This is a genomic window from Kaistella soli (assembly GCF_019038595.1).
In the GTDB taxonomy this organism is placed as follows: domain Bacteria; phylum Bacteroidota; class Bacteroidia; order Flavobacteriales; family Weeksellaceae; genus Kaistella; species Kaistella soli.
Window position 1 is genome coordinate 374,703 of record NZ_JAHOPF010000002.1, and the last position, 25,778, is coordinate 400,480.

Here is a 25,778-nt window from a genome sequence, read left to right on the forward strand (position 1 = left end):
TCAATTGATAAGGGTGGCTGAGAGCGAGAGATTTTCAATTTATTTCAGTCACCTTCTTTCCAAAAATATTTAATAAAAATGAAAAAACGGCACAAACAAAAACTGGTTATTTTAAGCATTATCTTATTGATGATGTTTAATGTGCCGGTTTTGTTTCTGTTTAACGGTTCAGAGAAATTATGGGGCTTACCGGTGATTTATACTTATATATTTCTGGTTTGGTTTGCTTCGGGTATTGCTTCCTTTTTAATTTTTAAAAAATTCGATGAGTAGTCCGCTTTTATTTTTACTGGTAATTCTTTATCTGGGATTGCTGTTCTTTATTGCTTTTCGGGCAGAAAAAAAGAAGAGCAGTTTCTGGGTGAACAATCCGTACATCTACTCTCTTTCATTGGCGGTGTACTGCTCAGCATGGACCTATTACGGCAGTATCGGCGTTGCATCCAATCAGGGCTTGGAGTATCTCGCGGTGTACATCGGTCCGGTAATCATCATTCCGGCGTGGATTTATATCAATTCTAAAATTGTGAGGATTTCCCGCGTCAATAAAATAAGCAGCATTGCAGATTTCATTTCGCTTAGATACGGAAACAGCAGGTTTTTAGGTGCGTTGGTGGCAATTATTTGCATGCTGGCCGTGATTCCTTACATCGGTTTACAGATTAAAGCTATTTCCGAAACTTTTCACCTCCTTACTTCCACGGAGAATTCAAATAATATTTTTCTGGATACCGCTACTTATGTGGTATTGATTATAGCACTGTTTTCGGCCTATTATGGAACAAAATACGTGGACGCTTCAGAAAAAAGACTCGGGATTATTTCTGCAGTAGCTTTCGAAAGTTTTCTCAAACTTATCTTTTTCGTGATTCTTGGACTTTTCGTTGTTTACGGCGTTTTCAACGGTTTTGATGATATTTATGAACAGGCTTCAAAACTCCCGGATTTCGCTCAAAAAAATACATTTAATGGGTTGGAAGGAGGTTTCAACTGGTTTTTGATGTGTATGCTTTCCATGAGCGCAATATTTCTTTTGCCAAGACAGTTTCACACGACTATTATTGAAAACCGCACCGAAAAACATCTGAAAACCGCGATCTGGGTATTTCCGCTGTATCTTTTACTCATCAATTTCTTCGTTTTTCCCATCGCCTGGGGCGGGAAGATTCTTTTTGCCGGCCAGAACGTCGATCCGGAGTTTTTTTCCATCCTTATTCCTCAGAAATTTGGCAATATTTTTATATCAGCGATGGTATTTTTCGGCGGACTGAGCGCCTGTATTTCGATGATGATCATCTCAAGTATTTCCCTGTCCGTAATGCTTTCCAATAACATTATTATTCCTTACGGCTGGCTGAATAATTTCAAAACAGAAACCGAAAACTCCAACAGTAAAACCATTGTAAACATCAGAAAACTCAGTATTTTCTCCCTCATTATTCTTGGCTTTGTTTTCTATAAATATTTAATCACGGGATCTACATTATTTTCTGTGGGACTTATTTCTTTTGTCCTGATTGCGCAGCTGGCGCCGTCATTTTTCGGGGCAGTTTTCTGGCGACGCGGAAGTTTTACAGGTTCAGTCACTGGGATTATCGTCGGTACTTTCATCTGTTATATCAATTTAATTATTCCTAATTATTTTGAAACCACTTATCAAAACTCAGAGATTTTTAATTTCTTCAAACTCACTTATCTGTCCCCGGTTGCCAACGTTTTCTTTTGGAGTCTGCTTGTCAACACAGTACTTTTCCTTATTGTCTCTTCCTTCTCTGCCGGACATTACCGGGAAAGAAATTTTGCCGAAATATATGTAGATATCGATGATTATATCCAAAATCATGAAAACGCTTATATCTGGAAAGGAACGGCCAATATTTCTGATATCCAGAAAATTTTAACCAGATTTTTAGGAGAAAAGAAAACAAAACAGGCGCTGAAAATTTTCAATCTTAAATACAATATTACGGATGAAAATAATTCCGCAGATTCCCGTTTTATTAAATTTTCCGAAAACCTGCTGAGCGGACGAATAGGAACGGCTTCAGCAAAAATCTTAATCGAAGGCGTTACCAAAGAAGATAAAATTACCCTTCCCGAAGTACTGAAAATCCTTGAGGAATCCAAGGAAAATATTTCGATGAACAAACAGCTTACGGAACATTCGCAACAGCTGAGGAAACTTTCGGAGGAGCTTCAGAATGCCAACGAAACACTCATTATTAAAGACAGACAGAAAGACGACTTCCTCGATTCGGTCGCGCACGAACTGCGGACACCGATTACTGCGATCCGTGCAACCAGTGAACTGCTATTGGATGACGAAGAAATGCCGCTTGAAATTAAAAAAGATTTTCTTGGAAACATTATTTCCGAAAGCGACAGGCTGGCGGAGATCATCAACGACATTCTTTACCTCGACAAACTGGAAGCCGGGACAACGCTTTTAAATATGGAGAAGAAAAACATTCTCGAGACCTATCACAAGGCTTTGAAACCTTTGCTCCAGCTTTTCGGCCAAAAACACCTTCATCATTCTGAAGTGAATTTGCTCCAGACCGAAATTTTTGAATTCGATGAGATGAAAATGATACAGGTTTTTCAGAATATTCTTGGAAACGCCCTCAAATTCGCCAACGATCAGGGAATGGTTCAGACTAAATTTCAGGACAAAGACGGCGGACTGAAAATATCGGTGTTCAATACCGGAAAAACGATACCTGAGGAAGACCTGGCGTATGTTTTTGAAAAATTCTATCAGAGTAAAAACCAGAATATCCGAAAACCGCTCGGAAGTGGTCTGGGATTGGCCATCTGTAAAAAAATAATCAATGCCCATGGCGGAAACATCACTGTAAAAAACAAGGAAATCGGGGTAACATTTGAGATTTCTTTACCTCACACAAATTTAGAAAAATGAAAAAAATATTAATTGCTGATGACGAGCACAAAATTGTAATGACTCTGGAATATGCATTCCGAAAAGCAGGCTACGAAATTTTCATTGCCAGAGACGGTTCTGAAGTTCTTGAGATTTTAAAAACTCAAACTCCGGACATTATCCTGCTCGACATTATGATGCCCAATGTGGACGGCTACACTACCCTTTCTGAAATCAGAAAAAACAAAAGTTTAGAGAATGTGAAAGTTATTTTTCTATCGGCAAAAACCGGTGAAAACGACATAAAAAAAGGAATGGATGCCGGAGCTGATGCTTATGTAACGAAACCGTATTCCATTAAAAAGCTGACGGAAAAAGTAGAAGAACTGCTACAGTAACATTACCAGAAGCTCATCCAAAAAAACAAATAAATCAATAACAACAATGAAAGCGCAAGAAATGTTCCGCGAAAGTGTGGAAAACAAAGAACAGTTTTGGGCAAACCAAGCCGAAAATATAGAATGGTTAAAAAAACCCACAAAAATTCTTTCCGACGACGGAGAAAATTACCCTACCTGGTTTGCTGACGGCGAACTCAATACCTGTTATCTAGCACTGGACAAACATATCAAAGACGGGTTTGGCGATCAGGTTGCTATTATTTATGATTCACCGGTAACCGACAGAATTTTGAAATTCACTTATAATGAAGTGAGAGACCAGGCTGCAAAACTGGCAGGAGGCTTAAAGAAATTAGGCCTGCAGAAAGGCGATACAGCGATCATATATATGCCGATGATTCCACAGTCTGTGTTTGCGATGCTCGCATGTGCAAGGTTAGGAATTACCCATTCTGTAGTTTTTGGAGGTTTTGCGCCAACGGAACTCGCGATAAGAATTGATGACTGCAGTCCGAAAGCCATTATCACCGCCAGTTCAGGGATGGAAGTTTCACGCAGAATTCCTTACCTGCCGTTTGTAAGAGAAGCCATCGCGATTGCAGAACATAAACCCGAACATATCGTGGCCTATGACAGAAAGCTTTTGGGAAATAAAATAGATTTTGAAAACGAAAAAGATTTAACCGATTTCGAAAAACTGATCACAGAATCGGAGCCGGCTGACTGTGTTCCCGTAGAATCCACGCATCCGCTGTACATCCTTTACACTTCCGGAACTACGGGAAAACCTAAAGGCGTGGTGCGCGACAACGGCGGTCACGCGGTAGCAATGAAGTTTGCCATTAAAAACATTTACGGTGCACAGGAAGGTGAAACATTCTGGGCAGCTTCCGATATCGGCTGGGCAGTAGGACACAGCTTTACGGTTTACGGACCTTTGATCAACAGAAACACCACCGTCATCTTCGAAGGAAAACCCATCGGAACGCCTGATGCAGGAACTTTCTGGCGGGTTATTCAGGATCATAAGGTTTCGGTCATGTTTACGGCTCCTACAGCAATCAGGGCGATAAAGAAAGAAGATCCCAATGGCGAATTCGTCAAGAAATATGATTTGTCATCCTTAAGGACTCAGTTTCTTGCCGGAGAAAGATGCGATGTGGCAACACTGGACTGGTATGAGGAATTTGTTGGAGTGCCGGCGATTGATCACTGGTGGCAAACCGAATCAGGCTGGCCAATGCTCGGTTTGATGCCTGGTGTAGAAGACGTAAAAATTAAGAGAGCATCTGCGGGAAAACCCATTCCGGGATATGATATTAAAATTTTCAGTGAAGAAGGCTACGAACTTGAAGCGCACCATGAAGGCTACCTTGTGATTAAACTTCCGCTTGCGCCGGGAGCGATGACCGGCATTTGGGGCGATCCTGAACGTTTCAAGTTTGGTTATCTTTCAAGGTTTCCAGGTTACTATTTCTCCGGAGACGGGGCCATTAAAGATGAGGACGGTTATGTTTTTGTCACCGGACGCGTGGATGATGTGATCAATGTTGCAGGGCACCGGCTATCCACTGCAGAAATGGAAGAAGTCGTAGCTGCACATAAAGACGTTGCCGAATGCTGCGTCGTCGGAATTGATGATGAACTGAAAGGTCAGGTTCCTTTTGCAATCGCGGTGCTGAAATCCGGATCCAAAGCGGATCAGGAACAGCTGGAAAAAGATATAGTTGCGTTGGTAAGAGAAAAAATCGGAGCCGTCGCCTGTCTGAAAAACGCGATGGTAGTGAACCGTCTTCCCAAAACACGTTCAGGTAAGATCTTAAGAAAACTCATCAGAACAATGCTAGACGGAAAGGAATATCAGATGCCTTCTACCATTGATGACGAAAGTATTGTAGAAGAACTGCAGCTGATGATGGATGTGTATAAAAAAGAGAAAATTTAATAACTGTAAAATTTTTAAACAGGGTAATTTTATTTTAAATTTAAACCACCAATTTTCAACGGAAGCCCGAAACGTAACTAGCCCTGATTGAAGTGGAAATCCCACAGCAAGCGCTGGCAAAAGCCCGGGAGCGAGGAATTGCAACGAAAAGCAGGATTAAGCTCCAAAAAAAAATTAATAATAAAACTAAAAATATTATGAAGAATTATTTCATTGATGATCTTCCAGATTATTTCAAACAGTATAAAAAATCCATTAAAAACCCGAAAAAATTCTGGGATAAAATTGCGGACGAAAATTTTGTCTGGTACCAGAGATGGAGCAAAGTGGTGGATTATGACATGCAGGAAGCCAAAATCAAATGGTTTAAAAATGCCAAACTCAACATCACCAAAAACTGTATTGACCGGCATCTGAATACCCGCGGCGACAAAACCGCAATTATCTGGGAACCCAACGATCCTAAAGAAGAGGCGCAACACATCTCCTATTCCGAACTGCGCGACAGGGTCTGTAAAATGGCCAATGTACTCCGTGATTTGGGTATTGAAAAAGGCGATCGTGTCTGTATTTATTTACCGATGATTCCTGAACTCGCGGTAACGATGTTGGCGTGTGCAAGACTTGGAGCGGTGCATTCCGTCATTTTTGCAGGTTTTTCGGCTTCTGCGGTCAGTTCGCGGGTTAACGACTGTGAGGCAAAACTGATTATCTGTTCCGATGGAAGTTACCGCGGTAACAAAGCGATTGATTTAAAAGGAATCATTGATGAAGCGGTAGAAAAATGCCCAACAGTTGAAAAAGTTTTGGTGGTAAAAAGAACCGGCGGCGAAGTGAAAATGAAGGAAGGCCGCGATTTCTGGCTGGAACCGCTGTATGAAAAGGCACCGGCAGATTTTATTTCGGTCATTATGGATGCTGAGGATCCGCTCTTTATCCTTTACACTTCAGGCTCCACCGGAAAACCTAAAGGTATGCTGCATACAACAGCAGGTTATATGGTTTACACGGCCTACACTTTTAAAAATGTATTTAATTACAGAGAAAACGATATTTACTGGTGTACCGCAGATATTGGCTGGATCACAGGACATTCCTATATTCTGTACGGTCCGCTGGCAAACGGTGCAACGACGGTTATTTTTGAAGGTGTACCTACTTATCCTGAACCCGACCGTTTCTGGGAAGTGATTGAAAAACATAAAGTAACCCAGTTTTATACAGCTCCAACAGCGATCCGCTCTTTAGCGAAAGAATCTTATGAATGGGTTGAAAAGCACGATTTATCGAGTTTGAGAGTCATTGGTTCTGTTGGTGAACCAATTAATGACGAAGCCTGGCACTGGTACAACGACCATGTCGGGAAGAAAAAATGCCCGATTGTTGATACCTGGTGGCAAACCGAAACCGGTGGAATTATGATTTCCCCAATTCCTTTTGTAACGCCGACAAAACCGACCTATGCAACACTTCCGCTTCCGGGAATTCAACCCGTTTTGATGGATGACAAACGTAATGAAATTACCGGAAATCAGGTGGACGGAAATTTATGTATCCGTTTTCCGTGGCCGGGAATTGCCAGAACAATTTGGGGAGATCATCAGCGGTATAAAGAAACCTATTTTACGGCGTTCCCCGGAAAATATTTTACAGGCGACGGTGCGTTGCGTGATGAAGTGGGCTATTACAGAATTACCGGCCGTGTAGACGACGTTATTATTGTTTCCGGTCATAATTTAGGAACAGCTCCGATTGAAGACAGCATCAACCAGCATCCTGCCGTTGCAGAATCTGCGATCGTTGGTTATCCGCATGACATCAAAGGAAGTGCGCTTTACGGGTACGTCATTCTGAAAGACACCGGTGAAAGCCGCGACCGCGAAAATTTAAGAAAAGAAATCAATCAGGTGATCAGCGATACAGTGGGACCTATCGCCAAACTCGATAAAATTCAGTTTGTGTCTGCACTTCCGAAAACCCGCTCAGGTAAAATCATGAGAAGGATTTTGAGGAAGATTGCGGAGGGAGATTTCGCGAATTTCGGTGATACTTCTACCCTTTTGAATCCTGAAATTGTGGAGGAAATTAAGAACGAGAAAATTTAATCATCCAAAAGATTTCATCAATAACTAAAACCTTACGGAAACGTGAGGTTTTTCTTTTGAAATGGCAAAAGGTGAATTACATTTTTAACTATTTTATATTGCTGATTTACAGTAATTCACTACATTTATTTCATTGAAAAATCCAGATTTTAATGCGGACGTCATCATTATTGGTGGAGGTTTGGCAGGTTTAACAGCAGCGATTCACCTTTCCAAAACAGGGTTTCGCGTCATTGTTATTGAAAAAAACTCCTACCCGAAACATAAAGTCTGCGGCGAATATATCTCCAATGAAGTACTGCCCTATTTCAAATGGCTGGAACTTCATATTGAAAGTTTAAATCCCACACACATCAATTTCCTGCATTTCTCTTCTCAGTCAGGGAAATCTCTGAAAACAAAACTGCCGCTTGGCGGTTTCGGAGTGAGCCGTTTTACTTTGGATCATGCGCTGTATTTAAAAGCTGTTTCACAAGATTGTATCGTCCTGGAAGATCAGGTGAATGAGGTCGATTTTAATCATGATTTTTTTACTGTTCATCTTTCATCAGGCAAAATACTTACTTCACCGACGGTTTTGGGTGCATTTGGAAAAAGATCCAACTTAGATCAAAAAATGAATAGAGATTTTTTCCATCAAAAATCACCATGGTTAGCGGTGAAATCCCATTATAAAGGTGATTTTCCGGATGATGCTGTTGGCTTACATAATTTTAAAGGCGGTTACTGCGGCGTTTCCAAAGTGGAAAACAACGTCCTCAACATTTGTTATCTCACCAGTTTTGAATCGTTTAAAAAATTCAAAAACATTGAAGATTTTCAGAGAAAAATACTGGAAAGAAATCCTCATCTGAAAAATATTTTAAAAAATTCAGATTCCATTTTTGAAAAACCTTTAACCATCAGCCAAATTTCTTTTGAAAAGAAAAACAATGTTGAAAACCATATTCTGATGACTGGCGATACGGCCGGATTAATTCATCCGCTTTGCGGAAACGGGATGGCAATGGCGATCCACAGTGCAAAACTGGCTTCCGAATGTGTTTCGGATTTTCTGAATCAAAAAATTTCCAGAGAAGAAATGGAAAAACAATATCAAACCTTCTGGAATGCAAATTTTAAAAAAAGATTGGTCTACGGCAGGTTTTTGGGCAAAATTTTGGAGCATTCCGTTTTATCGGAAATTTTAACCAAAATGATTACTTTTATTCCTTTTATGTTACCTTTAATTATCAGAAAAACGCATGGGAATGAAATTGTGATGAAATAACGATGGCATTAGACACTACTTACAGAACAGATCTGGAGGAATCCATGGATGATTTTTCGTTGGATAACGACGACTTAACAACCGCTCTGGATGATATTGCAAAAATCAACCGGTTTCTGGGTGGGAATGCTGTAACTTTAAATGGAGTAAAATATCTTTTGAAAGAACTTCCTGAAAGTTCCGAAATAACCATTATGGATTTTGGCTGCGGAAGCGGTGACATGTTGAGAATGCTTTCAAAATATGGTGCTGCAAACAATTTGAAATTTAATTTAATTGGTATTGATGCCAATGAAGCAACTATTCGGCATGCAGAAAACTGTTCGGCAGATTATAACGACATCATCTATCTGGCGGAAGATATATTTAAATATGATTTCTCCCAGTACAAAATCGATATTGCGGTGATGACGCTTACGTTACATCATTTTAAAGACGAGGATATTTTAAAAATCCTTGGAACGGTCAATAATCTGGTAACAAAAGGCACCGTCGTGAATGATTTACAGAGAAGCAAAGTTGCGTACCGGCTTTTTCAGCTGATTATCTTTATCTTCAGGCTTGACAAAATGACAGCTGATGACGGTTTAATATCTATTTTAAGAGGTTTCAAAAAAGCGGATCTCGAAAAATATGCTTCAGCATTAAATTTAAAAAAGTACCGGATTGCCTGGAAATGGGCATTCCGCTACCAGTGGATTATCGAAAAATAAAATCAAAAAATGAGAGGAAAAGCTTCCTACCTCGCAATGATCTATGAGTGTAAAAATAATTTCGGTTGCTAAGCAACTTCCAAAATATTCGCGTAAAACGGCAGAAATCTTACCGTTTTTAGATCTGTGGCTTGATGGGCAGGAAAGCCGGTTTGTCAGGAAAGTGAAAAAAATATTTGAAGGCGCGATGGTGGACGAAAGATACTCCATTATGGATCCGGCTGAAGTTTTCACTGCCACTTCTTTCGAAGATAAAAATGAAATTTATGTCCGCGAAGTCGTCATTCTTGGCGAACAGGTTCTACAGAAATCCCTGGAAAAAGCAAACTGGGATCCCAAGACTTTAGATTATATTATCACCGTAAGCTGCACCGGCATTATGATTCCTTCCCTCGATGCCTATCTGATTAACAAATTGAATTTGCGCCAGGATATTGTCCGTTTGCCTGTAACAGAAATGGGCTGTGCTGCAGGAGTTTCGGGAATTATTTATGCGAAAAATTTCCTTCAGGCCAATCCAGGGAAGCGCGCTGCAGTTGTCGCCGTGGAAAGCCCGACCGCTACTTTTCAACTGGATGATTTTTCGATGGCGAATGTAGTAAGTGCCGCTATTTTCGGTGATGGTGCTGCATGTGTGCTTCTTTCTTCTGATGAAAACGCTGAAGGTCCGGAAATTCTAGCCGAAGAAATGTATCATTTCTATCATAACGAACACATGATGGGTTTTAAACTCACCAATTCCGGACTGCAGATGATTCTGGATATCGAAGTTCCGGATACCATCGCTGAACATTTCCCTAATATTGTTCATCCTTTTTTAGCCAAACAAAATTTAGAAATTAAAGATATCAATCACCTTATTTTTCACCCAGGCGGAAAAAAAATTGTGCAGATGGTAGAATCCCTTTTTGCGGATTTGGATAAAAACATTGATGCTACCAAAGAGATTTTGCGCCTTTACGGCAACATGTCGAGTGCAACGGTGCTTTATGTTCTGGAAGAAATAATGAATCAAAAACCGCAGAAAGGCGAGAAAGGTTTAATGTTGAGTTTCGGTCCCGGATTTTCTGCACAAAGAGTTTTACTGCAATGGTGAGAAGATTTGAAAATAAAAACTACTGGACGCTGATTCTGGGCGGAAGTTCCGGACTTGGCTTGGCGTCTGCAAAAAAATTGGCTTCCGAAGGCATGAATATCTGTATTATTCACAGAAATTCCCGTGCAGAAATGGAATTAATTAATAATGAATTTTCTTTAATTAAAAATGAAGGCATTCAATTTTTAAGTCTGAATAAAGATATTTTAAATCCCAATCATCAGCAGGAAATTATCACAGCACTGAAAACTGCTTTAGGATCTGACGGAAAAATTCGCTGTCTTTTGCACAGCATTGCCAAAGGAAATTTAAAACCGATGACCGGATCTGAAACCGAAAGTCTTTCAGCCGATGATTTCAGTATAACACTCCACGCCATGGCTACCAGTCTGTACGAATGGACGAAACTTATTTTTAACGCAAAGTTTTTTGCTGAAGATGCCCGGATTCTTGCTTTTACCAGCGAAGGAAGCACCAAACCCATGACTCATTACGCTGCCGTTTCTGCTGCGAAAACTGCTTTGGAAGCTATCTCGAGAAATATTGCTCTGGAATTCGCGCAGTTCGGAATACGGTCGAACTGTATTCAGGCTGGCGTTACTGATACACGATCTTTACAGATGATTCCCGGAAGTGAAAAAATTAAAGAATTTACCTTAAAAAGAAATCCGTTCAAAAGATTAACCCAAGCGGAAGACGTTGCGAACGTTGTAAGTTTATTATGTCAGGACGAAGCTTCGTGGATTAACGGCTGTGTCATTCCTGTGGATGGCGGCGAACATTTAAACTGATGAATACCGCAGAAATTTTTTATAAACTCCCCTACAGCACTCCATTTTTATTTGTGGATGAATTGCTCAGCGTTGACGAAAACGGCGTAACGGGAACGTTCCGGTTTGATGAAAATTCAGACTTTTATAAAGGTCATTTTAAAAATCATCCAGTCACACCGGGCGTTATTTTAACCGAAACTATGGCCCAGATCGGCGTGGTCTGCTTAGGTATTTTTTTGTGCGGAAATAAGGTAAATCCTGAAACTCAAATCGGGTTAACATCCACCGAAATTGAATTCTTAAAACCTGTTTTTCCCAATGAAAAAGTCACCGTGATTTCTGAAAAAATCTACTTCCGCTTCAATAAACTGAAATGCAAAGTGAAGATGCTGAATGAAAGGAAAGAAACGGTTTGTGAAGGTACGATTGCGGGCATTATTAAATAGATTAAAAATGGAAAGAAGAGTCGTTATCACCGGATTAGGCGTTGCATCTCCCATCGGAATCGGTCTGGAAGATTTCAGAACGGCTTTAAAAGAAGGCCGCTCCGGGATCCGTTTTGATCAAAACTTAGCTGATCTGCAGTTTTCCTGTCAGGTCTCAGGAACACCGCCCATTGTTCCGGAAAAATTAACTCAGTATTTCACAGATTTAGAATTGCGGAATTTCAGTTCCACCGGAATAATGTATGGCGTTATCGCAGGTTTGGATGCCTGGAAAGACGCGGGGTTATCACCTTCTCAGGATGAAAATCCTGATTGGGAAAGCGGAACCGTTTTTGGAACCGGAACCTCGGGAATTGAAAAATTCAGGGAAAGTATTTATAAAATTGATGCTTTACAGACCCGAAAATTGGGAAGCACTGCCGTTTCACAGACGATGAACAGCGGAATCAGTGCTTATCTGGGCGGAAAATTAGGATTGGGAAATCAGGTTACGACCAATTCTTCTGCATGTACAACGGGCACAGAAAGCCTGCTGATGGCATTTGAAAGAATTAAATCAGGTAAAGCAAAACGCATGCTTGCGGGAAGTACGAGCGATTCCGGACCTTATATCTGGGCGGGTTTTGATGCGATTAAAGTATGCAATTTTAAATCGAATGAAGAACCTGAAAAAGCATCGCGACCAATGAGCGCTTCCGCTGCAGGTTTTGTTCCCGGAAGCGGTGCCGGTGCATTCGTGGTCGAAGATTTGGAATCTGCGTTGGCGCGGAAAGCAAAAATCTACTGCGAAATATTGGGAGGAAATCTGAACAGCGGCGGACAGCGCGGCGGCGGAAGCATGACCGCACCCAATTCTGGGGCAGTTCAGAAATGCGTTAAAGATGCCCTTTCAGATGCCGGAATTCGTGCAGAAGATATCGACTATATCAGCGGGCATCTCACCGCGACTTCCAAAGACAGCACTGAAATTCAAAATCTCGCGGAGGCATTAAACCGGTATGGAAAAGATTTCCCCTACATCAATTCATTAAAAGCATTAACCGGACACTGTCTGTCAGCATCAGGAAGTATCGAAGCTGTGGCTGCCGTTTTGCAGCTGGCTGAAAATTTTGTGGCTCCCAACATCAATTGTGAAGATCTGAATCCTGAAATCACGGCGGTGATCGATCCTGAATGTATTCCGCAGCAGTTGATTACAAAGGAAATCAATATTGCCGCAAAAGTAAGTTTTGGTTTTGGCGACGTGAACGGATGTATTATCTTTAAAAAATATTCTCAATAAATTTTATTAAACCCATGAGCAGAGAAGAAAACATTGCCAAACTCAAAGAGATTGTAAAACCCTATGTAAAGGATGCACCGGCACTTGAAAATCTTACGGAAGACACCGATTTTATTAACGATTTGAATATCAATTCTGCAAATCTTGTGGACGTGATTCTGGATGTAGAAGAAGTTTTTGACATCGAAATCGACAACGAATCCATGGAAAAAATGCGCGACGTAAAATCTGCTTTAGCGGTAATTGAAGGGAAACTTGCTGAAAATTAATTTTGATCTGTGTAGATTATTTTCACTGGAAAACCTCCCATTGGTCTCTTTAATTTGACCACGTAAAAATAAATCTGAGTTTCTATTTTCACTCACAATCAATATTTTATCAGAATTTCAGATTATGAGCATTAAGAATCAGTTAAAATTTAATAAAGCCTTACTGAAGTTTCATTTTTTATTAAAAAAAACCGCAGTAAAACTTGCACTGATTACCTCTTCATTTGCCAATAAAAATGGGTGATAAAACTGTTTTTAAGTAATTATGTTATGCATACATTTGTGTAGGCAAAAGCCGCTAATAATAAATCAGTTTACAATGAAAACAACAGTTGTAGGTTTATTCTCAAGTTGTGAGGAGGCGATCAAAGCAGCAAAAAATTTAAAAAACGAAGGTTATAAAATTTTAAAACTTGCCTGTAAAGATTTGTCCGCCAAAAGAAAAAGCCTATTTGAGGAGTTTTTCGGTTCATTCAGTACTTCATTTGGTTTAAAAACAGAACAGCCAACTGACGACAGCTCCGAAAATTTAGTTGCAGGAATTTTCTCAAAAAATGTTGAAAAATTAGAAAATGCAAAACGTATCTTAAATGATTCCGGCGCGATACATGTATTTTCATTTGAAAATATGTCCAAAGCAGAATCAAAATCAAAAGCTTTCATCATGAAAATGATAGGACTTCGTGCAAAATCTGAAATTCAGCAAACACCTTCAATAAAACATCATATTTATCACGAAGGTATGTCAATGATGACTTAAAAATTCAATCTTTATAACAGTTAAAAAAAATACTTTACAGTTTTCTGTAAAGTATTTTTTTGCTGAAACTTTATTTCCTAATGATTTTGATACTCTGCCTTCCGAGATTGGAATGGACATTCAGGAAATAAGCTCCTGCAGGATATTTAAAAGGCAACGTGTAGTTTTTGATGCCTTTGTCTGCAATATCATCTTTCAGGATATACTCTAAAAACTTTCCTGAAGCATCATATAATCCGACTAAAACATGGTCGGAATGTTCGAAATATATTTTGAGTTTTAGAAAATCGTTTACAGGATTTGGTACGACTTCTACTTTCAGCTCTTTAACCGACCTGTCGTTACTTTCCACCGTTGACAGGCCTGTGGTTGTCATTTTATAAATATTGTTTCCTGAAGCATAAGCAAGTGTTTTACTCAGAAAAAATATTCTGTTCAGCGAACCACCGATTCCAAGTTCCGTCCAGGTATTACCGCCATCATTGGTTTCATAAAAGCCGGTATGATGACCTCCCATCCAGCCTTTTGTCTGCGAAACAAAACCAACCGCCTGCACATCCACATCAGGGAAATTTTTGGTCTCCCAGGTTACACCGCCGTCCGCACTCTTCAGTAATTTGCCGGTATTCGGTGCAACAGATTCGATGGAACAGAACATCATATTATCAAGAATCTGCATTTTCCATACATATTCATCGGGTATATTTCCGCCATAAATTTTTGTCCAGGAAATTCCGCCGTTTAAAGTTTTTAAAATTACCGCTCCCTGAGAATCGGTTCCGGAAACAAATCCCACATTTTCGTCTACAAATAAAATTTCAACCAATGCTGTTGCATAAGCAGACATGTTGATGTATTGCCATGTATTGCCGGAATCGGTAGATTTAATGATATACGCGGGATGAAACCACGCACCGCAGCCATAAACGGTCGATGTTCCTACCGTGTCCAAACCACAGATAGCCTGCGGATAGGGAGAAATATTCTGTACCCTCTGCCAGGAGTTTCCACCGTCAACCGTTTTGTAGAAACTGTTATTCAGTGTTCCTAAAAATCCGACATTTTCATTCAAAAATTCAATATTCCGGTAATACTCATTATTAGGATTTGGCAACGGCATCTGCGCCCAGGATGTTCCGCCGTTTACCGTTTTAAAAACCGCTCCGGTTCCGCCTCTGGCAGCCCAGCCCAAATTTTCATTCAGAAAAAAAACATCATCATATCTACCGACAGTTGATGGCGGATAGGAATAAGTGCTCCAGCTATGCTGCTGAGAAAAGACCAAAGTACTGAGGAAAAGAAAAGCTGATAAAACTTTATGCATATTTTTGAATTTGAAGCAAATATGCTACTTTTTTTGATTATCCTGACAGGTATTTTATCATATTCAGCACATTTCTGAATGAAGTGCTGTTTTTTATTTACAATAAACGAAAACCGCCGCAGCAATTCATGAGAAAAATCAACCTTATTTTAATAATACATGAATCATTTTCCAATTGATTCTTAAAATATTATCTTTGTGAAATAAAGAAATGCAGGAAACTTACGTGCTTAAAATAAACCGCAAACCAGTAAAATTTCCTTCTGACAGTAAATAAAATATAAAATATACACATGAAATTTTTTATCGACACAGCCAATCTTGAGCAGATTAAAGAAGCACAGGACCTTGGAATTTTAGACGGTGTTACCACCAATCCATCACTGATGGCAAAAGAAGGAATCAGCGGGAAAGAAGCGATCCTGAACCATTACAAAACCATCTGTGAAATTGCTGACGGCGATATTTCCGCTGAAGTTTTAAGCACCACTTATGAAGAAATGATTAAGGAAGGTGAAGAACTTGCAGCGATTCACCCCAACATCGTGGTGAAAATCCCGATGATTAAAGACGGCGTAAAAGCTTTAAAATATTTCTCCAACAAAGGTATCAAAACCAACTGTACTTTGATTTTCTCTGCAGGACAGGCGTTACTTGCTGCAAAAGCAGGTGCAAACTATGTTTCTCCGTTCCTTGGAAGATTAGATGACATTTCTGTAGACGGAATGAATTTAATTGAAGAAATCAGAATTATTTTTGACAATTATATATTTGATACTGAGATTCTTGCAGCATCAATCCGTTCGCCTATGCATATTATCAACTGTGCTAAAATCGGCGCTGACGTAGTGACTTCACCTTTGGCATCCATCCTTAATTTATTGAAACACCCGCTTACAGACAGCGGTTTGGCCCAATTTGTTGCAGATGCAAAGAAAATGGATTAATTTTTTAATCTTAAATAAAAGAAACCGTCCGGAAATTCCGGACGGTTTTTTTGTTCTTAAAAAAGGTCACCCCATTTGTGTCGGTTTTACTCCAAAAAAAAATCCTGCATTTCTGCAGGAATAGTTTTTTTTAGTGACCCGGAAGGGACTCGAACCCCCAACCCTCAGAGCCGAAATCTGATATTCTATCCAATTGAACTACCGAGCCTCACTAAATTCTAAAAAGAAATCTTTACTCCTCCCAAAAACTGTGCTCCCAAAACTTTATAACCTTTGAAAGTCTGATAGTTCGTGTTCAGTAAATTATTTCCGAGTGCAAAAATACTGAAATTTTTGTGAACTTTGTACTCTGCAGACAGATTTAAATCAGCAAAACCGCCAACTTTGTCATTCGTGTCTTCTGTAGTTACAAACAGATTAGGCGAAGTACCTGATTCTTCGAAAGAAAAGGAGTTCGTCGTTCTGTCCGAGCTGAAAATCGCTTTCGCTCCCAAATTCAGTTTTTTACCAAGGAGTGAATATTTTCCGCCCAAACTGGCTTTCACCAATGGCTTGTTATAAATATGATCATTATTATCGAGAAGATATTTTTCAAAATTCAGTTCGCCGTCCAAAACCAGATTGGCTAAAGGAAAGAACTGGATGCTTCCTCTCACTTCACTTTTTGTTCCGTTGTCATAAGCCGCAGAAAAAGTATTTGCAAAGTCGTAAGGCGCTCTGTCCAGCGTAAAACTGTTGTCAAACAAACTGTTTGCTTTGAAGAAAAGAATATTGTTCATCTTCGCAAAACCGGCGCTCACATCGTATTTAATACTCTGATCGATATCACCGCGAATCCCGAAATAAACATTATACTTTGTTTCGGTTGGATGGAGTTCCTGATCGGAAACCAGATACGGATTTTCTTCAAGCAAATTAGCGTAAGAATTCAGTTTCAAACCGCCGTCTACTCCACCATAAAATTTAAATTCGTCTGCTGCAGCGATTTGCACTTCTGCTTTCGGGAACCAATAGGTTTTATTATTTTGGTTTTCTTCGGTCAGAAGATTACTGTTGTTTTTAGCATTTAAAAATGAAAAATCCGAACCGATCATGATGTAAGATTTCCCCTGAAAGAAAGTCAGCTTAGGTGATAAAGTGGCGTTGAAGAAATTGGAAGAATTCTGATCAAGCAGTGCGAATTCAGACTTTAAAGTCTCCAGATTCACGCCCAAATCAGCATTCATCGTTAAATCATTTACCGGAAGTTCCACCGCATGTTTGGAAAGATTGACCAAAATTTCTGCCTGTGTCTCTTTTGCATTGAAATGATCACTTAAAATTGAAGATTTCAAACGGACATCATTCAGGATTTCGTTGGAATAGAAATCATAATATCCGTTCAGCTTAAAACGGTTGGTTTTCTGCTGTAAATCCACGTTGGAATCAGGTTTTAGCGCATAAATTCCGTAATAATTATAATCATTCAAACCATAATCAGCGTTGATATTGAATTTTCCTTTTTCCCCAAAAGAATTCAGATAAGCGCCAACATTCGCCGAACTTTGTTTTGAATTCCAGTCATATTCCTTTTTCAAACCAGTTGTTGAAAGGAAATGCACGTCTCCGCCAACTTCCAGCTGGTTTTCAAGTGTGGTTGAAATATTTCCGTCAGCGAGAATCTTGCCGAAATTTCCCATTCCGAGCTGGAAATAGTTATTCTGATAATCCGCATTGAATTTCGGTGAAATATCTTCCCCCTGAATGGTAGAAGTTTTAAAATCAGAAGCCGCCGGAACATCGGTAATATCATATTTGAGATTCAGCGAATCCTGAGTTTTCTTTTCTTTGGGCGGATAATTTTTTTCCGCGGCAACGGATGTTTTTTTCTTTTCTATTTTCTTTACTTCGGGTTCGCGTTTGCGGTCCAGGATCAGCTTTTCTTCTTTAATCTGAGAAAATGCGACCTGAGAAAACCCTAAAAACAATATCGATAATACCTGAACTCTCTTTTTCATAAATTCTTTTATCTAAATTTTGCGACAACGCGTTTCATCATGTTTAATTTGATATTTTTCTTATTTAATCAGCTTTTTCACCTCTTTCGCTTCTGAAACAATTTCCGGGAAATCCTGGTAATTGGCAATTATCTGATCAACCGTATAACTCGCCTGATAATTATCTTTCAGTCCGATATAGTTCCTCGCCATCAGGACTAAAGCTTTTGCGCCCCAATATTCTTCAGAAGCGTAATTGTTAGCCAGTTTGAAAATGGTTTCATTGGAAGTTTTAAACGCTTTTGCCTTGTTTTGATAAAATGCTTTTGCATAGAAAGATTCCGCTGCAACTTCGGTATTTGAAGATTTTTCCAAAGCGGCGTAAGCTGCTTTTGCATCAGTATCTTTTCCTTTGTTCATCAAACTTCTGGCTTTTATTACTTTGGCCTGTTCAATGACGGACGCTGAGTTTTTAGCATTTTTCAATACCAAATCTGCATAATTTTCAGCCTGACTGAAATTCTTCTCTTCCGCATAGATTTTCATCAGTTCCAGATTCGCGAAGTTTTTTACATTCACATTCGCTGAATTGGCTAGCGGTTCCAGATATTTTTTAGCTTCGTTTGTATTGTTCTGATCCAGATAAATCTGCGCGACTCTGGTTTGAGCGTCTTCCTGATAATCATTCTGGACATTCGCAACTTCCTGTAAAACCAACAACGATTTTGCAGAATTTTTGGTTTGGTAATAACTTTCCCCCAGTTCATACTGAGCCTGATAAAGTCCGTCGCCTGTTGGATTTTGCGTTAAATATTTTTCGTAAAGCGGAATTGCTTTGCTGTAATCTTTCGCTGCGTAATAGTTTTTCGCAGCATTCAGGTTGATTTCATCAAGTTCTGAAGCATCAATTTTCACTCCTAAACTTTGCGCAAAACTCTGGTAACCCGCAATATCATTATTTTTGATAAAAGCAGGTCTGGAAGCCTGAACGATTTTACTCGCATAAGCCGTATTTCTGTATTGGTTTCCAAGCGACTTGAATTCCGAAAGCGCCTTGTCATTCTGGTTCAGATCAATATAATTCTGCGCACGGTAAATCTGTGCATTGGCAACCAAATCTTTATCTGAACTGTTTCTGATGACCTGACCAAAGTAATCATTTGAGTTGCTGAAATCGTCGTTCGCTGCGTAAGCTGTGGCAATTTCATACTGCGCATCATCAACATATTCTGAATTTCTGTACTGTGTGATCAGCTTTTTCAAAGTTGAAATTTTCGCTTCAGTATCTCCTTTGAAACCGAGCGCCATTCCTTTCTGAAACAAGGTATAATCGTCAGCATTTTCAGCTTTGTCATAGATCGCGATGGCTTCATTTAACTGATTGTCGGCATAATAAGTATCTGCCAAACGGAGTTCTGCGTCATTCTTAAACTCAGCTTTAGGATTTTTTAAATATTCAGAAAAATACTGCTTTGCTTTGTCAAATTTTTTTGATTTGAAATAAGCATAACCCAAATCGTAAGGCAACTGCTGCTTTTCAGGGAAGTTTTCGCCGGTCAGTTTTTCATAACGTACAATCGCTGAAGGGTAATTTCCTTTCTGATAATAGGTTTGAGCCAACCAATAAGTCGCTCTGGTATTGAACTCTTTATTGATATTAAATTCCAGACTTCTCAGAAAATATTTCTCAGCGGTATCAAAATTTCCTTTATTAAATTCTTCTGTTCCCAATAAAAATGAAACTTCCTGATCGATTTTATTCAGTTCCGGAGTCGAATTGGGCATTTTATCAATCGCGCTCAATGTTCCTTTATAATCACCTGAATACAGATAAGATTTCACCAACAGTGATTTCATTTCTGCTGTTTCCGCGCTTTTCGGATATTTGCTGATATAACTCTGAATCACGACAGGCGCCGATTCGAAAGGATTTCCGATGTCGTAACTTAGTTTTGCATACTGCAAATGTGCCAATCTCTGCACTTTCGCATCATAACTCATTTGGTACGCAGATCTGAATGCTGAAAGCGCCTCCTGCTTTTTGCCCACCGCTAAATAGGCGTTCCCCAATTGGTAATACGCATTTTGGGAAGTCGCAGAATTGCTGTTGATCAGCTGGTTATAATAAGAAACGGCTTCATCATATTTTTTAAGCTGTGCAGAGACAAAACCCATCTCATACAAATCGCTTTCAGAAGGAGTGCTTTTACTTTCCAGATAATTTTTAAGATGAGGATAAGCGGAAGCGTAATCGCCTTTCATGAAATAACTTTCACCAATAATTTTGTGAACCTCAGCTTTATATTCGGAAGAAATAGGTTCAGCCAGCAAAGAATTTCCTTCGGTAATGGCTTTGTCGTAATTTTTCTGATTGAAATACATCTGCACATAATACGGTTTTACCAGATGTGCGTACTTTTCGTTGTCTTTAATCTGGTCGAAAAAAGAAAAAGCTTTGTCATTCTGACCGTCGGCATAATATAAATGTCCCAACATATAAGCAATGTCGTTTTTATCGGTATCGCCTGCATTTTTATATGCTTCTTCCAATGCTTCAATCGCCCCGGCAGAATCTCCGGTCATGAATTTTGCATATCCCAGTTTCGTGATGTACTGCGTGTTTTCTTCTTTGGAAAGCTGGTACTGATTTACGTTTTTCAATGTTTCCAGTGCTTTTTCGAAATCTTTCTGAGCTAAATAATAATCAGCCAGCGGAAGATTCGCCTGTGCAAAATATGCCGAGTTGGGATATTCTTTAATAAAAGCTTCCAAACCCTGTTCCGCATGGTTTTTCCTTAAGATAACGCCAATTACATTATCAAAAAACTGTGAGGCTTCTTTGCGGGAATTGGACAGCGATCCGTTGTAGAAATACTGTCTTGCATATTCAAACTGGGAAGCATTGTAAATTTTGTTTTGATAAAGGTTTTCAGCGAGACTGAACCGGTAGTTTTCGCGGTCGCTGAAGTATTGGGATTGTTGAGCTTCGGAAAGTCCGTAATAGAAAATTGCGGTTGCAATGATGATTTTTTTTGAATTCATTTAATCCTGTTTTTCAGAAATGTTTTGAACTGAATTAGAACGTTTTTTATGGCTTTAAGCCGCAAAAAAGCTTTCCACATTTATTCAACGAAAATAAAGAAAACTTATTGTCTGTACAAGTTAATTGAGATATTGTGGAAATGTTAATAAGTCTGGTTTTAAACTTTAATCCAGTCAGTGATAAAGTGTTATACCGACATTTAATTTCTGTTTTTAAGCATAATCCAGCCCTGGCGCTGTTCGTTCTTTTTTGTTACGGGATCAAACCATGAAGCCGTGTACCAGTACGATGCCGTTGACAGTGGATGTCCGCCGGAAGTTCCGTCCCAGGAAACCTTGTTTTTATCCTGAGTTTCGAAGACTTTATTTCCGTAACGGTCCACGATCATTACAGAAATATTTTCCATTTTATCCAAATTTTCAATGCTCCAGAAATCATTAATTCCGTCTGAATTGGGCGTAAATGCATTGTTGATTTTAATAAAATAAATGGTTTTCGGCTCGCCAAAACAGCCCGTCGCAGATTCAACCTGAATGGTGTAGGATGCTGCTGTCGGATTCATTAAAACATTTGAAGACTGCGCCACACCATTGAAATAATAGCGATAAGGTTTCACCCCGCCGTTCGCAATCACTTCAATAGAATTGTTGGTTTGGTTCACTACCTCAATTTTAGGCTGGTTTTCGTCGGAAACAATAAACTGATGCGTGTAGGTACATCCAAACGAATTGGTAAGTTCTACCGAATAATTGCCTTCTTTACTTATGTTGACGGTTGGTGAAGTTTCACCTGTACTCCATTTTCGGGAAACGTTTTCCGGTCCCGCATCGATATTTAAAGTCTCTCCGTAGCAGATGAAGTATTTATCTAAAAGTGTTGAGGATTTAGTCGGTGAATTTGCCTTCAGGTTGATTTTAGCCAGCGCCGGGCAGAAACCGGGACGCGTAATTTTTAAATATACTGTCTGTGCAAAAGCCGTTTCATTGGTATAAACCGCAGGAATAGTCTGAGTAAGAGCCTGATCTTTAAAATATTCAAAAAGGGCAGCAGGATCGTTGGTGAAATCTGTTTTTCTGGAATTTAAATCAAACGAAGTTTTGCCGTCAAAATCTGAATCACAAAGAGTATAATAAGTTTCATTGGCCAATAATACAGAAGCTGCGCCTTTAGTAAAAGTAACCGTTTCAACATTTGAAACGCATCCAGTCGATTTATCTTTCATCAGAAACTGCACCGTTTTCGGCAATACCGATACATCGAAATCAGCAGGAAGCGGATTTCCGGACACATCAGAAAAGATATACTGTGATGAATTGCTGATTACCGCATTCTGGAAATTCTGTAATGAATATGTTACTTCGTTACAGATCAGGATTTGGGAAATCTGTGATGCCGGTTTTGGATTGAACTGCAGATCAAAATTTATCACATCATCACAGGTAGAATTGTAGGTGATTTTAATATAAGGTCTGGTCCCTAAAACGGATGAATCATAATTGGCCACCTGAGCCGTTGTAAGCAGTGTTCCGTTCTGGGAATAATACTGTATAGAAGGGACAACCGGCGGCTGAGCATCGGTAAGATTTGAAACCGTCTGCGTTAAATTGAACACGCTGTTTCCCACGCAATTCTTAAGAATAATCGGATTGGGAGAAACGATGCGGGGTTTTAGATAGACCACAAGCGTGACTGTAGGAAAGTTCTGGGCTGCACAACCGGTCGCGTTATCCACCACTCTGATGTATAAAACCGTGTTTCCAAGTCCGCTTCTGAACGCGGAGGAATTCGGCACGGAATTATCACCAGCCTGTGCTCCTGCCGGTGTTGTGTGGTAAGTAACCGTTACATTTCCGGGATTTACCTCATTATCGAACAGCGCATGCAGATTATAGGTCTGGGTAGAACTGGCGCACTGCACCAGATCTGGATTATTAGGATTGGGTGTATTTGCAGTGACCTGAGAATAAGTGGTAAAGTCTACCCTTCCTGTGGTTTCGCAGGTAAAATTCGGATGTTGGATTTTTACGTACACCGGATTATTAACTGATGGATTTACTTCATTTAAATTATAATTAATACCGTCAGTGGAGAACAAAATATTAACATTCAGTGAAGGGACAAATTTGATTTTAAAATCAGCAGCCTTGTAACTGGTAAGCACCGTACAGGTTTTATCAGGAGAATACAATGTTCCGTTAACCGGCAGGGAAGCAAAGACAATATCGAAAGAATCATTAAAGGTACAGGTACCTGCAGTATTCTGGGCGGTGACGGTTATAGTTCTGGTGGTATTGGCCGAAATCGGGAAACTGGTGTAATTTGGGATATTTACTCCGTTCTCCTGAAACACCAAACTGTACTGTGAGGGGTTTGCAGGATAATAATCGTAGAGATTTACGGTTGCAGAAGTACTTCCGTCGGTTTTACAGATGTATTTCGGGCTGTTGTTAAACGGCGGGAAGCTGTTGGTGAAATTTACTGATATGGGTCCAGAATCTTTAAAACAAGCTACATTGCTGGTATGCCTCATCCTTACAAAATAAGAACCGGTAACCGACACAGCTGCCTGATTTGTGGTAGAAATAACCGCCGGATTACCGACCTGAAACCATTCATAGGTCATATCAGACACTAAGGGAGTTTCCAATACTGACTGAGAGCAGGCTGCGCTTTTTATAGAAACTGAAGGAGTTGGGAGTTCAGAAAATTTAATCTGATCTGAAACAGCCGCTCCTATCTGCGCTCCTGAAGGATCGTGGTAAGTTACCTCCACTTTCAGAACGTCGCCGTCATTAGGTGAAAAACCTAAGAGGGTGTCGGCAGTCGCTCCTGTAATTAATGTTCCGTTGCGATACCATTTGAAATGTGGGGTAAGATTTTGGTTTGGAGTGAAAACCCATGCTACGCCTTCACTTTTCCATTTTCCGTTATTATAGTTATTTGCTGTATTACTGTGAACCGGCACTTTAAATTTCGACCCGTCATCATTCTGAATCCCCAGAATTGCATTATAGGAGTCCTCAGTCTTATTGTTTACGTAGGTAATAATCCTTCCGTCTTCAAATAAAATAATATTGCTGTAATAAGTAGTGCTCGAAATACCTCCAGTTCCGTTTGATCTGATCTGATTCTGAAAGGAAACCAGCAGTCCATTTACTCCACCAAAGGTTATATTTTTGTACAGATATGTCACACTGGAATTCTGTGAACGCGGAACTAAATCGGTATAACCAAAAAATATCTGTGCAAGATTAAGTTCCTGACTCGGATTATTTTTATATACTTTGTTATAATCTGCGGAAGGCAGTATTGAATAGGTATTATAGCCCGGAATGCCGCTGTAAGTCCTATCAGTATACGTGTTGGTATCTTTTAAATTGTCAAGCTCAGGATCATTGGTGAAGACAAGTCTTCCGTTGCTTCCCATCACTGCTTTGGTGTAATTTTTTCCGTAAAAACTGAATGTAAAACCAATCGGAAAAGACTCACTGAATTTATTGGCTCCGGTTGCCGAAAAATTAATCGGTATAGAACCTGCCGATAGCGGGTAATTGGAAGGCAGATCTTTTGTCATGGCATAATCTCCGGTAGAAGTTGCCACTGCATCTACTTTCAGATTAAAACTGTTCCCTGCACAAAAATACTGCTGCGCCGGATAACTCATATTGGTTGCCGGATTGTAAAGGTTTACCGTTTGGGTAAAGCCTGAAATAAAAGAAAAAATAAACAGTAAAAAATAAATCTTCCGCATCAAATATGTGTTTGGTCAAAAATACGATTTTATCTTAAAACTGAAATCCAGCAGTATTTAGTATCCGGTTTCAAAAAGAAATAAGGTTCTTTTTAAGAAAAATCAGCTTAACTTCAATTCTTTTTTTGGATGATCCCAAGACCTCTTTATTACGCTGCTGTAAATTCTTTGTTAAGCCTTCCAATTTCGGGACTTGCTTATCATTTTAAGAAAAAAATGAAATGTGCAAAAGTTGTGCTAACTTTACACTGACTAAATAAAAAATCCTGAACAGACGCTATCGGATTTTCATTCAGAACAGCTGCACGGGCGCAGAAGGAATCAAAAATCCAAAGTTGGTCGGGCTTAATGTAAACCGTTTGATTCATTTTAACACTTCGCCCGAAACTCATACTAAAACCATTATTTATCCAATGTTTTATTAGACTTATAATGGACTTTTATTGGAGTTTTATTGGACCTATTCCGAAGATGACGCGGGGATGATTGGGAGATGGCTGGGATTGAAGTGCAAGCTGCCCCGCCCTGAAATAGCCTTACAGGTTAATAAAATCTCTTTCTACTTGCCTCAGAGGTTTCCCAGACGATTGGGTTCATTAATGAGATGAAAAAAGCTAATATTAAAAGTTAACCCAATATCTGCTTCCAAATTTCATTTTACTGGAAACTCGCCTGCATCAGTATGCTTCCTAATTTACATTCACCATTGAAATTCAACCGTTTACAAATATTAAGTTTACATTTTTCAAAAAGGATTTATTTTATATTTTTCACAATAAACGTATTTTAACATGTA

General features: G+C 39.5%; 18 protein-coding genes and 1 tRNA gene. 14 read left to right on the forward strand and 5 right to left on the reverse strand.

The window, feature by feature from the left end; genetic code table 11:
- Window positions 1–78: 78 nt before the first annotated feature.
- The 13 genes from KSK37_RS04805 to KSK37_RS04865 all read left to right on the forward strand — a co-directional run bounded on the left by KSK37_RS04805 (window position 79) and on the right by KSK37_RS04865 (window position 13,941).
- Window positions 79–273 carry a hypothetical protein gene (locus KSK37_RS04805; RefSeq protein WP_088360013.1) on the forward strand — a complete coding sequence of 65 codons (195 nt, stop codon included), beginning with the start codon at window positions 79–81 and terminating at the stop codon, window positions 271–273.
- Window positions 266–2,920 carry an ATP-binding protein gene (locus KSK37_RS04810; protein ID WP_217199759.1) on the forward strand — a complete coding sequence of 885 codons (2,655 nt, stop codon included), beginning with the start codon at window positions 266–268 and terminating at the stop codon, window positions 2,918–2,920. Before KSK37_RS04805 ends, KSK37_RS04810 begins: the two co-directional genes overlap by 8 nt.
- The gene (locus KSK37_RS04815; protein WP_088360015.1) at window positions 2,917–3,279 is read left to right on the forward strand and encodes a response regulator transcription factor; all 363 of its coding nucleotides are present in this window, start codon (window positions 2,917–2,919) and stop codon (window positions 3,277–3,279) included. The genes KSK37_RS04810 and KSK37_RS04815 overlap by 4 nt, the downstream gene beginning before the upstream one ends.
- A gap of 46 nt (window positions 3,280–3,325) precedes the next feature.
- Window positions 3,326–5,227, forward strand: coding sequence for an AMP-binding protein (locus KSK37_RS04820; protein WP_088360016.1), 1,902 nt, complete (start codon window positions 3,326–3,328; stop codon window positions 5,225–5,227).
- A 173-nt stretch (window positions 5,228–5,400) separates the two neighbouring features.
- On the forward strand, window positions 5,401–7,332 hold the full coding sequence (gene acs / locus KSK37_RS04825; protein ID WP_343216977.1) for an acetate--CoA ligase: 1,932 nt from the start codon (window positions 5,401–5,403) through the stop codon (window positions 7,330–7,332).
- Between the two features lie 133 nt (window positions 7,333–7,465).
- On the forward strand, window positions 7,466–8,602 hold the full coding sequence (locus tag KSK37_RS04830) for an NAD(P)/FAD-dependent oxidoreductase (protein ID WP_088360017.1): 1,137 nt from the start codon (window positions 7,466–7,468) through the stop codon (window positions 8,600–8,602).
- Between the two features lie 2 nt (window positions 8,603–8,604).
- A complete protein-coding gene (locus KSK37_RS04835; protein ID WP_217199760.1) occupies window positions 8,605–9,315 on the forward strand; it encodes a methyltransferase domain-containing protein in 711 nt (236 codons plus the stop codon).
- A 43-nt stretch (window positions 9,316–9,358) separates the two neighbouring features.
- Entirely contained in the window at window positions 9,359–10,411 is a 1,053-nt protein-coding gene (locus tag KSK37_RS04840) for a type III polyketide synthase (protein ID WP_217199761.1), read from the forward strand.
- Window positions 10,405–11,202 carry an SDR family oxidoreductase gene (locus tag KSK37_RS04845; RefSeq protein WP_217199762.1) on the forward strand — a complete coding sequence of 266 codons (798 nt, stop codon included), beginning with the start codon at window positions 10,405–10,407 and terminating at the stop codon, window positions 11,200–11,202. Before KSK37_RS04840 ends, KSK37_RS04845 begins: the two co-directional genes overlap by 7 nt.
- Window positions 11,202–11,630, forward strand: coding sequence for a 3-hydroxyacyl-ACP dehydratase FabZ family protein (locus tag KSK37_RS04850; protein WP_217199763.1), 429 nt, complete (start codon window positions 11,202–11,204; stop codon window positions 11,628–11,630). Before KSK37_RS04845 ends, KSK37_RS04850 begins: the two co-directional genes overlap by 1 nt.
- Before the next feature lie 7 nt (window positions 11,631–11,637).
- Complete coding sequence (locus tag KSK37_RS04855; protein ID WP_217199764.1) at window positions 11,638–12,912, forward strand: beta-ketoacyl-[acyl-carrier-protein] synthase family protein; 1,275 nt, start codon at window positions 11,638–11,640, stop codon at window positions 12,910–12,912.
- Between the two features lie 14 nt (window positions 12,913–12,926).
- Entirely contained in the window at window positions 12,927–13,181 is a 255-nt protein-coding gene (locus KSK37_RS04860; protein ID WP_088360023.1) for an acyl carrier protein, read from the forward strand.
- Between the two features lie 319 nt (window positions 13,182–13,500).
- Window positions 13,501–13,941 (forward strand): hypothetical protein, encoded by a 441-nt coding sequence (locus tag KSK37_RS04865; RefSeq protein WP_088360024.1) that lies wholly within the window; start codon window positions 13,501–13,503, stop codon window positions 13,939–13,941.
- A 70-nt stretch (window positions 13,942–14,011) separates the two neighbouring features.
- Here the strand turns inward: KSK37_RS04865 and KSK37_RS04870 are convergent, their stop codons facing one another.
- A complete protein-coding gene (locus KSK37_RS04870; RefSeq protein ID WP_217199765.1) occupies window positions 14,012–15,265 on the reverse strand; it encodes a YCF48-related protein in 1,254 nt (417 codons plus the stop codon).
- Between the two features lie 293 nt (window positions 15,266–15,558).
- Between KSK37_RS04870 and fsa the strand changes: the two genes are divergently transcribed.
- Complete coding sequence (fsa, locus tag KSK37_RS04875) at window positions 15,559–16,212, forward strand: fructose-6-phosphate aldolase (protein WP_217199766.1); 654 nt, start codon at window positions 15,559–15,561, stop codon at window positions 16,210–16,212.
- Window positions 16,213–16,346: 134 nt separating this feature from the next.
- Here the strand turns inward: fsa and KSK37_RS04880 are convergent.
- The 4 genes from KSK37_RS04880 to KSK37_RS04895 all read right to left on the reverse strand — a co-directional run bounded on the left by KSK37_RS04880 (window position 16,347) and on the right by KSK37_RS04895 (window position 24,982).
- A tRNA-Arg gene (locus KSK37_RS04880) sits at window positions 16,347–16,420 on the reverse strand.
- A 10-nt stretch (window positions 16,421–16,430) separates the two neighbouring features.
- Window positions 16,431–18,209 carry a porin family protein gene (locus KSK37_RS04885; RefSeq protein ID WP_217199767.1) on the reverse strand — a complete coding sequence of 593 codons (1,779 nt, stop codon included), beginning with the start codon at window positions 18,207–18,209 and terminating at the stop codon, window positions 16,431–16,433.
- Window positions 18,210–18,269: 60 nt separating this feature from the next.
- The gene (locus tag KSK37_RS04890; RefSeq protein ID WP_217199768.1) at window positions 18,270–21,230 is read right to left on the reverse strand and encodes a tetratricopeptide repeat protein; all 2,961 of its coding nucleotides are present in this window, start codon (window positions 21,228–21,230) and stop codon (window positions 18,270–18,272) included.
- A gap of 200 nt (window positions 21,231–21,430) precedes the next feature.
- Window positions 21,431–24,982 (reverse strand): T9SS type B sorting domain-containing protein, encoded by a 3,552-nt coding sequence (locus KSK37_RS04895; protein WP_217199770.1) that lies wholly within the window; start codon window positions 24,980–24,982, stop codon window positions 21,431–21,433.
- Between the last annotated feature and the right edge of the window lie 796 nt (window positions 24,983–25,778).

Coding starts and splice junctions, on each gene's coding strand:
- KSK37_RS04890 (WP_217199768.1), bottom strand. CDS start 21,230: ATGAATTCAAAAAAAATCATCATTGCAACCGCAATTTTCTATTACGGA.
- KSK37_RS04870 (WP_217199765.1), bottom strand. CDS start 15,265: ATGCATAAAGTTTTATCAGCTTTTCTTTTCCTCAGTACTTTGGTCTTT.
- KSK37_RS04850 (WP_217199763.1), top strand. CDS start 11,202: ATGAATACCGCAGAAATTTTTTATAAACTCCCCTACAGCACTCCATTT.
- KSK37_RS04820 (WP_088360016.1), top strand. CDS start 3,326: ATGAAAGCGCAAGAAATGTTCCGCGAAAGTGTGGAAAACAAAGAACAG.
- KSK37_RS04860 (WP_088360023.1), top strand. CDS start 12,927: ATGAGCAGAGAAGAAAACATTGCCAAACTCAAAGAGATTGTAAAACCC.
- KSK37_RS04835 (WP_217199760.1), top strand. CDS start 8,605: ATGGCATTAGACACTACTTACAGAACAGATCTGGAGGAATCCATGGAT.
- fsa (WP_217199766.1), top strand. CDS start 15,559: ATGAAATTTTTTATCGACACAGCCAATCTTGAGCAGATTAAAGAAGCA.
- KSK37_RS04845 (WP_217199762.1), top strand. CDS start 10,405: ATGGTGAGAAGATTTGAAAATAAAAACTACTGGACGCTGATTCTGGGC.
- KSK37_RS04865 (WP_088360024.1), top strand. CDS start 13,501: ATGAAAACAACAGTTGTAGGTTTATTCTCAAGTTGTGAGGAGGCGATC.
- KSK37_RS04815 (WP_088360015.1), top strand. CDS start 2,917: ATGAAAAAAATATTAATTGCTGATGACGAGCACAAAATTGTAATGACT.
- KSK37_RS04805 (WP_088360013.1), top strand. CDS start 79: ATGAAAAAACGGCACAAACAAAAACTGGTTATTTTAAGCATTATCTTA.
- KSK37_RS04855 (WP_217199764.1), top strand. CDS start 11,638: ATGGAAAGAAGAGTCGTTATCACCGGATTAGGCGTTGCATCTCCCATC.
- KSK37_RS04885 (WP_217199767.1), bottom strand. CDS start 18,209: ATGAAAAAGAGAGTTCAGGTATTATCGATATTGTTTTTAGGGTTTTCT.
- KSK37_RS04810 (WP_217199759.1), top strand. CDS start 266: ATGAGTAGTCCGCTTTTATTTTTACTGGTAATTCTTTATCTGGGATTG.
- KSK37_RS04840 (WP_217199761.1), top strand. CDS start 9,359: ATGAGTGTAAAAATAATTTCGGTTGCTAAGCAACTTCCAAAATATTCG.
- KSK37_RS04895 (WP_217199770.1), bottom strand. CDS start 24,982: ATGCGGAAGATTTATTTTTTACTGTTTATTTTTTCTTTTATTTCAGGC.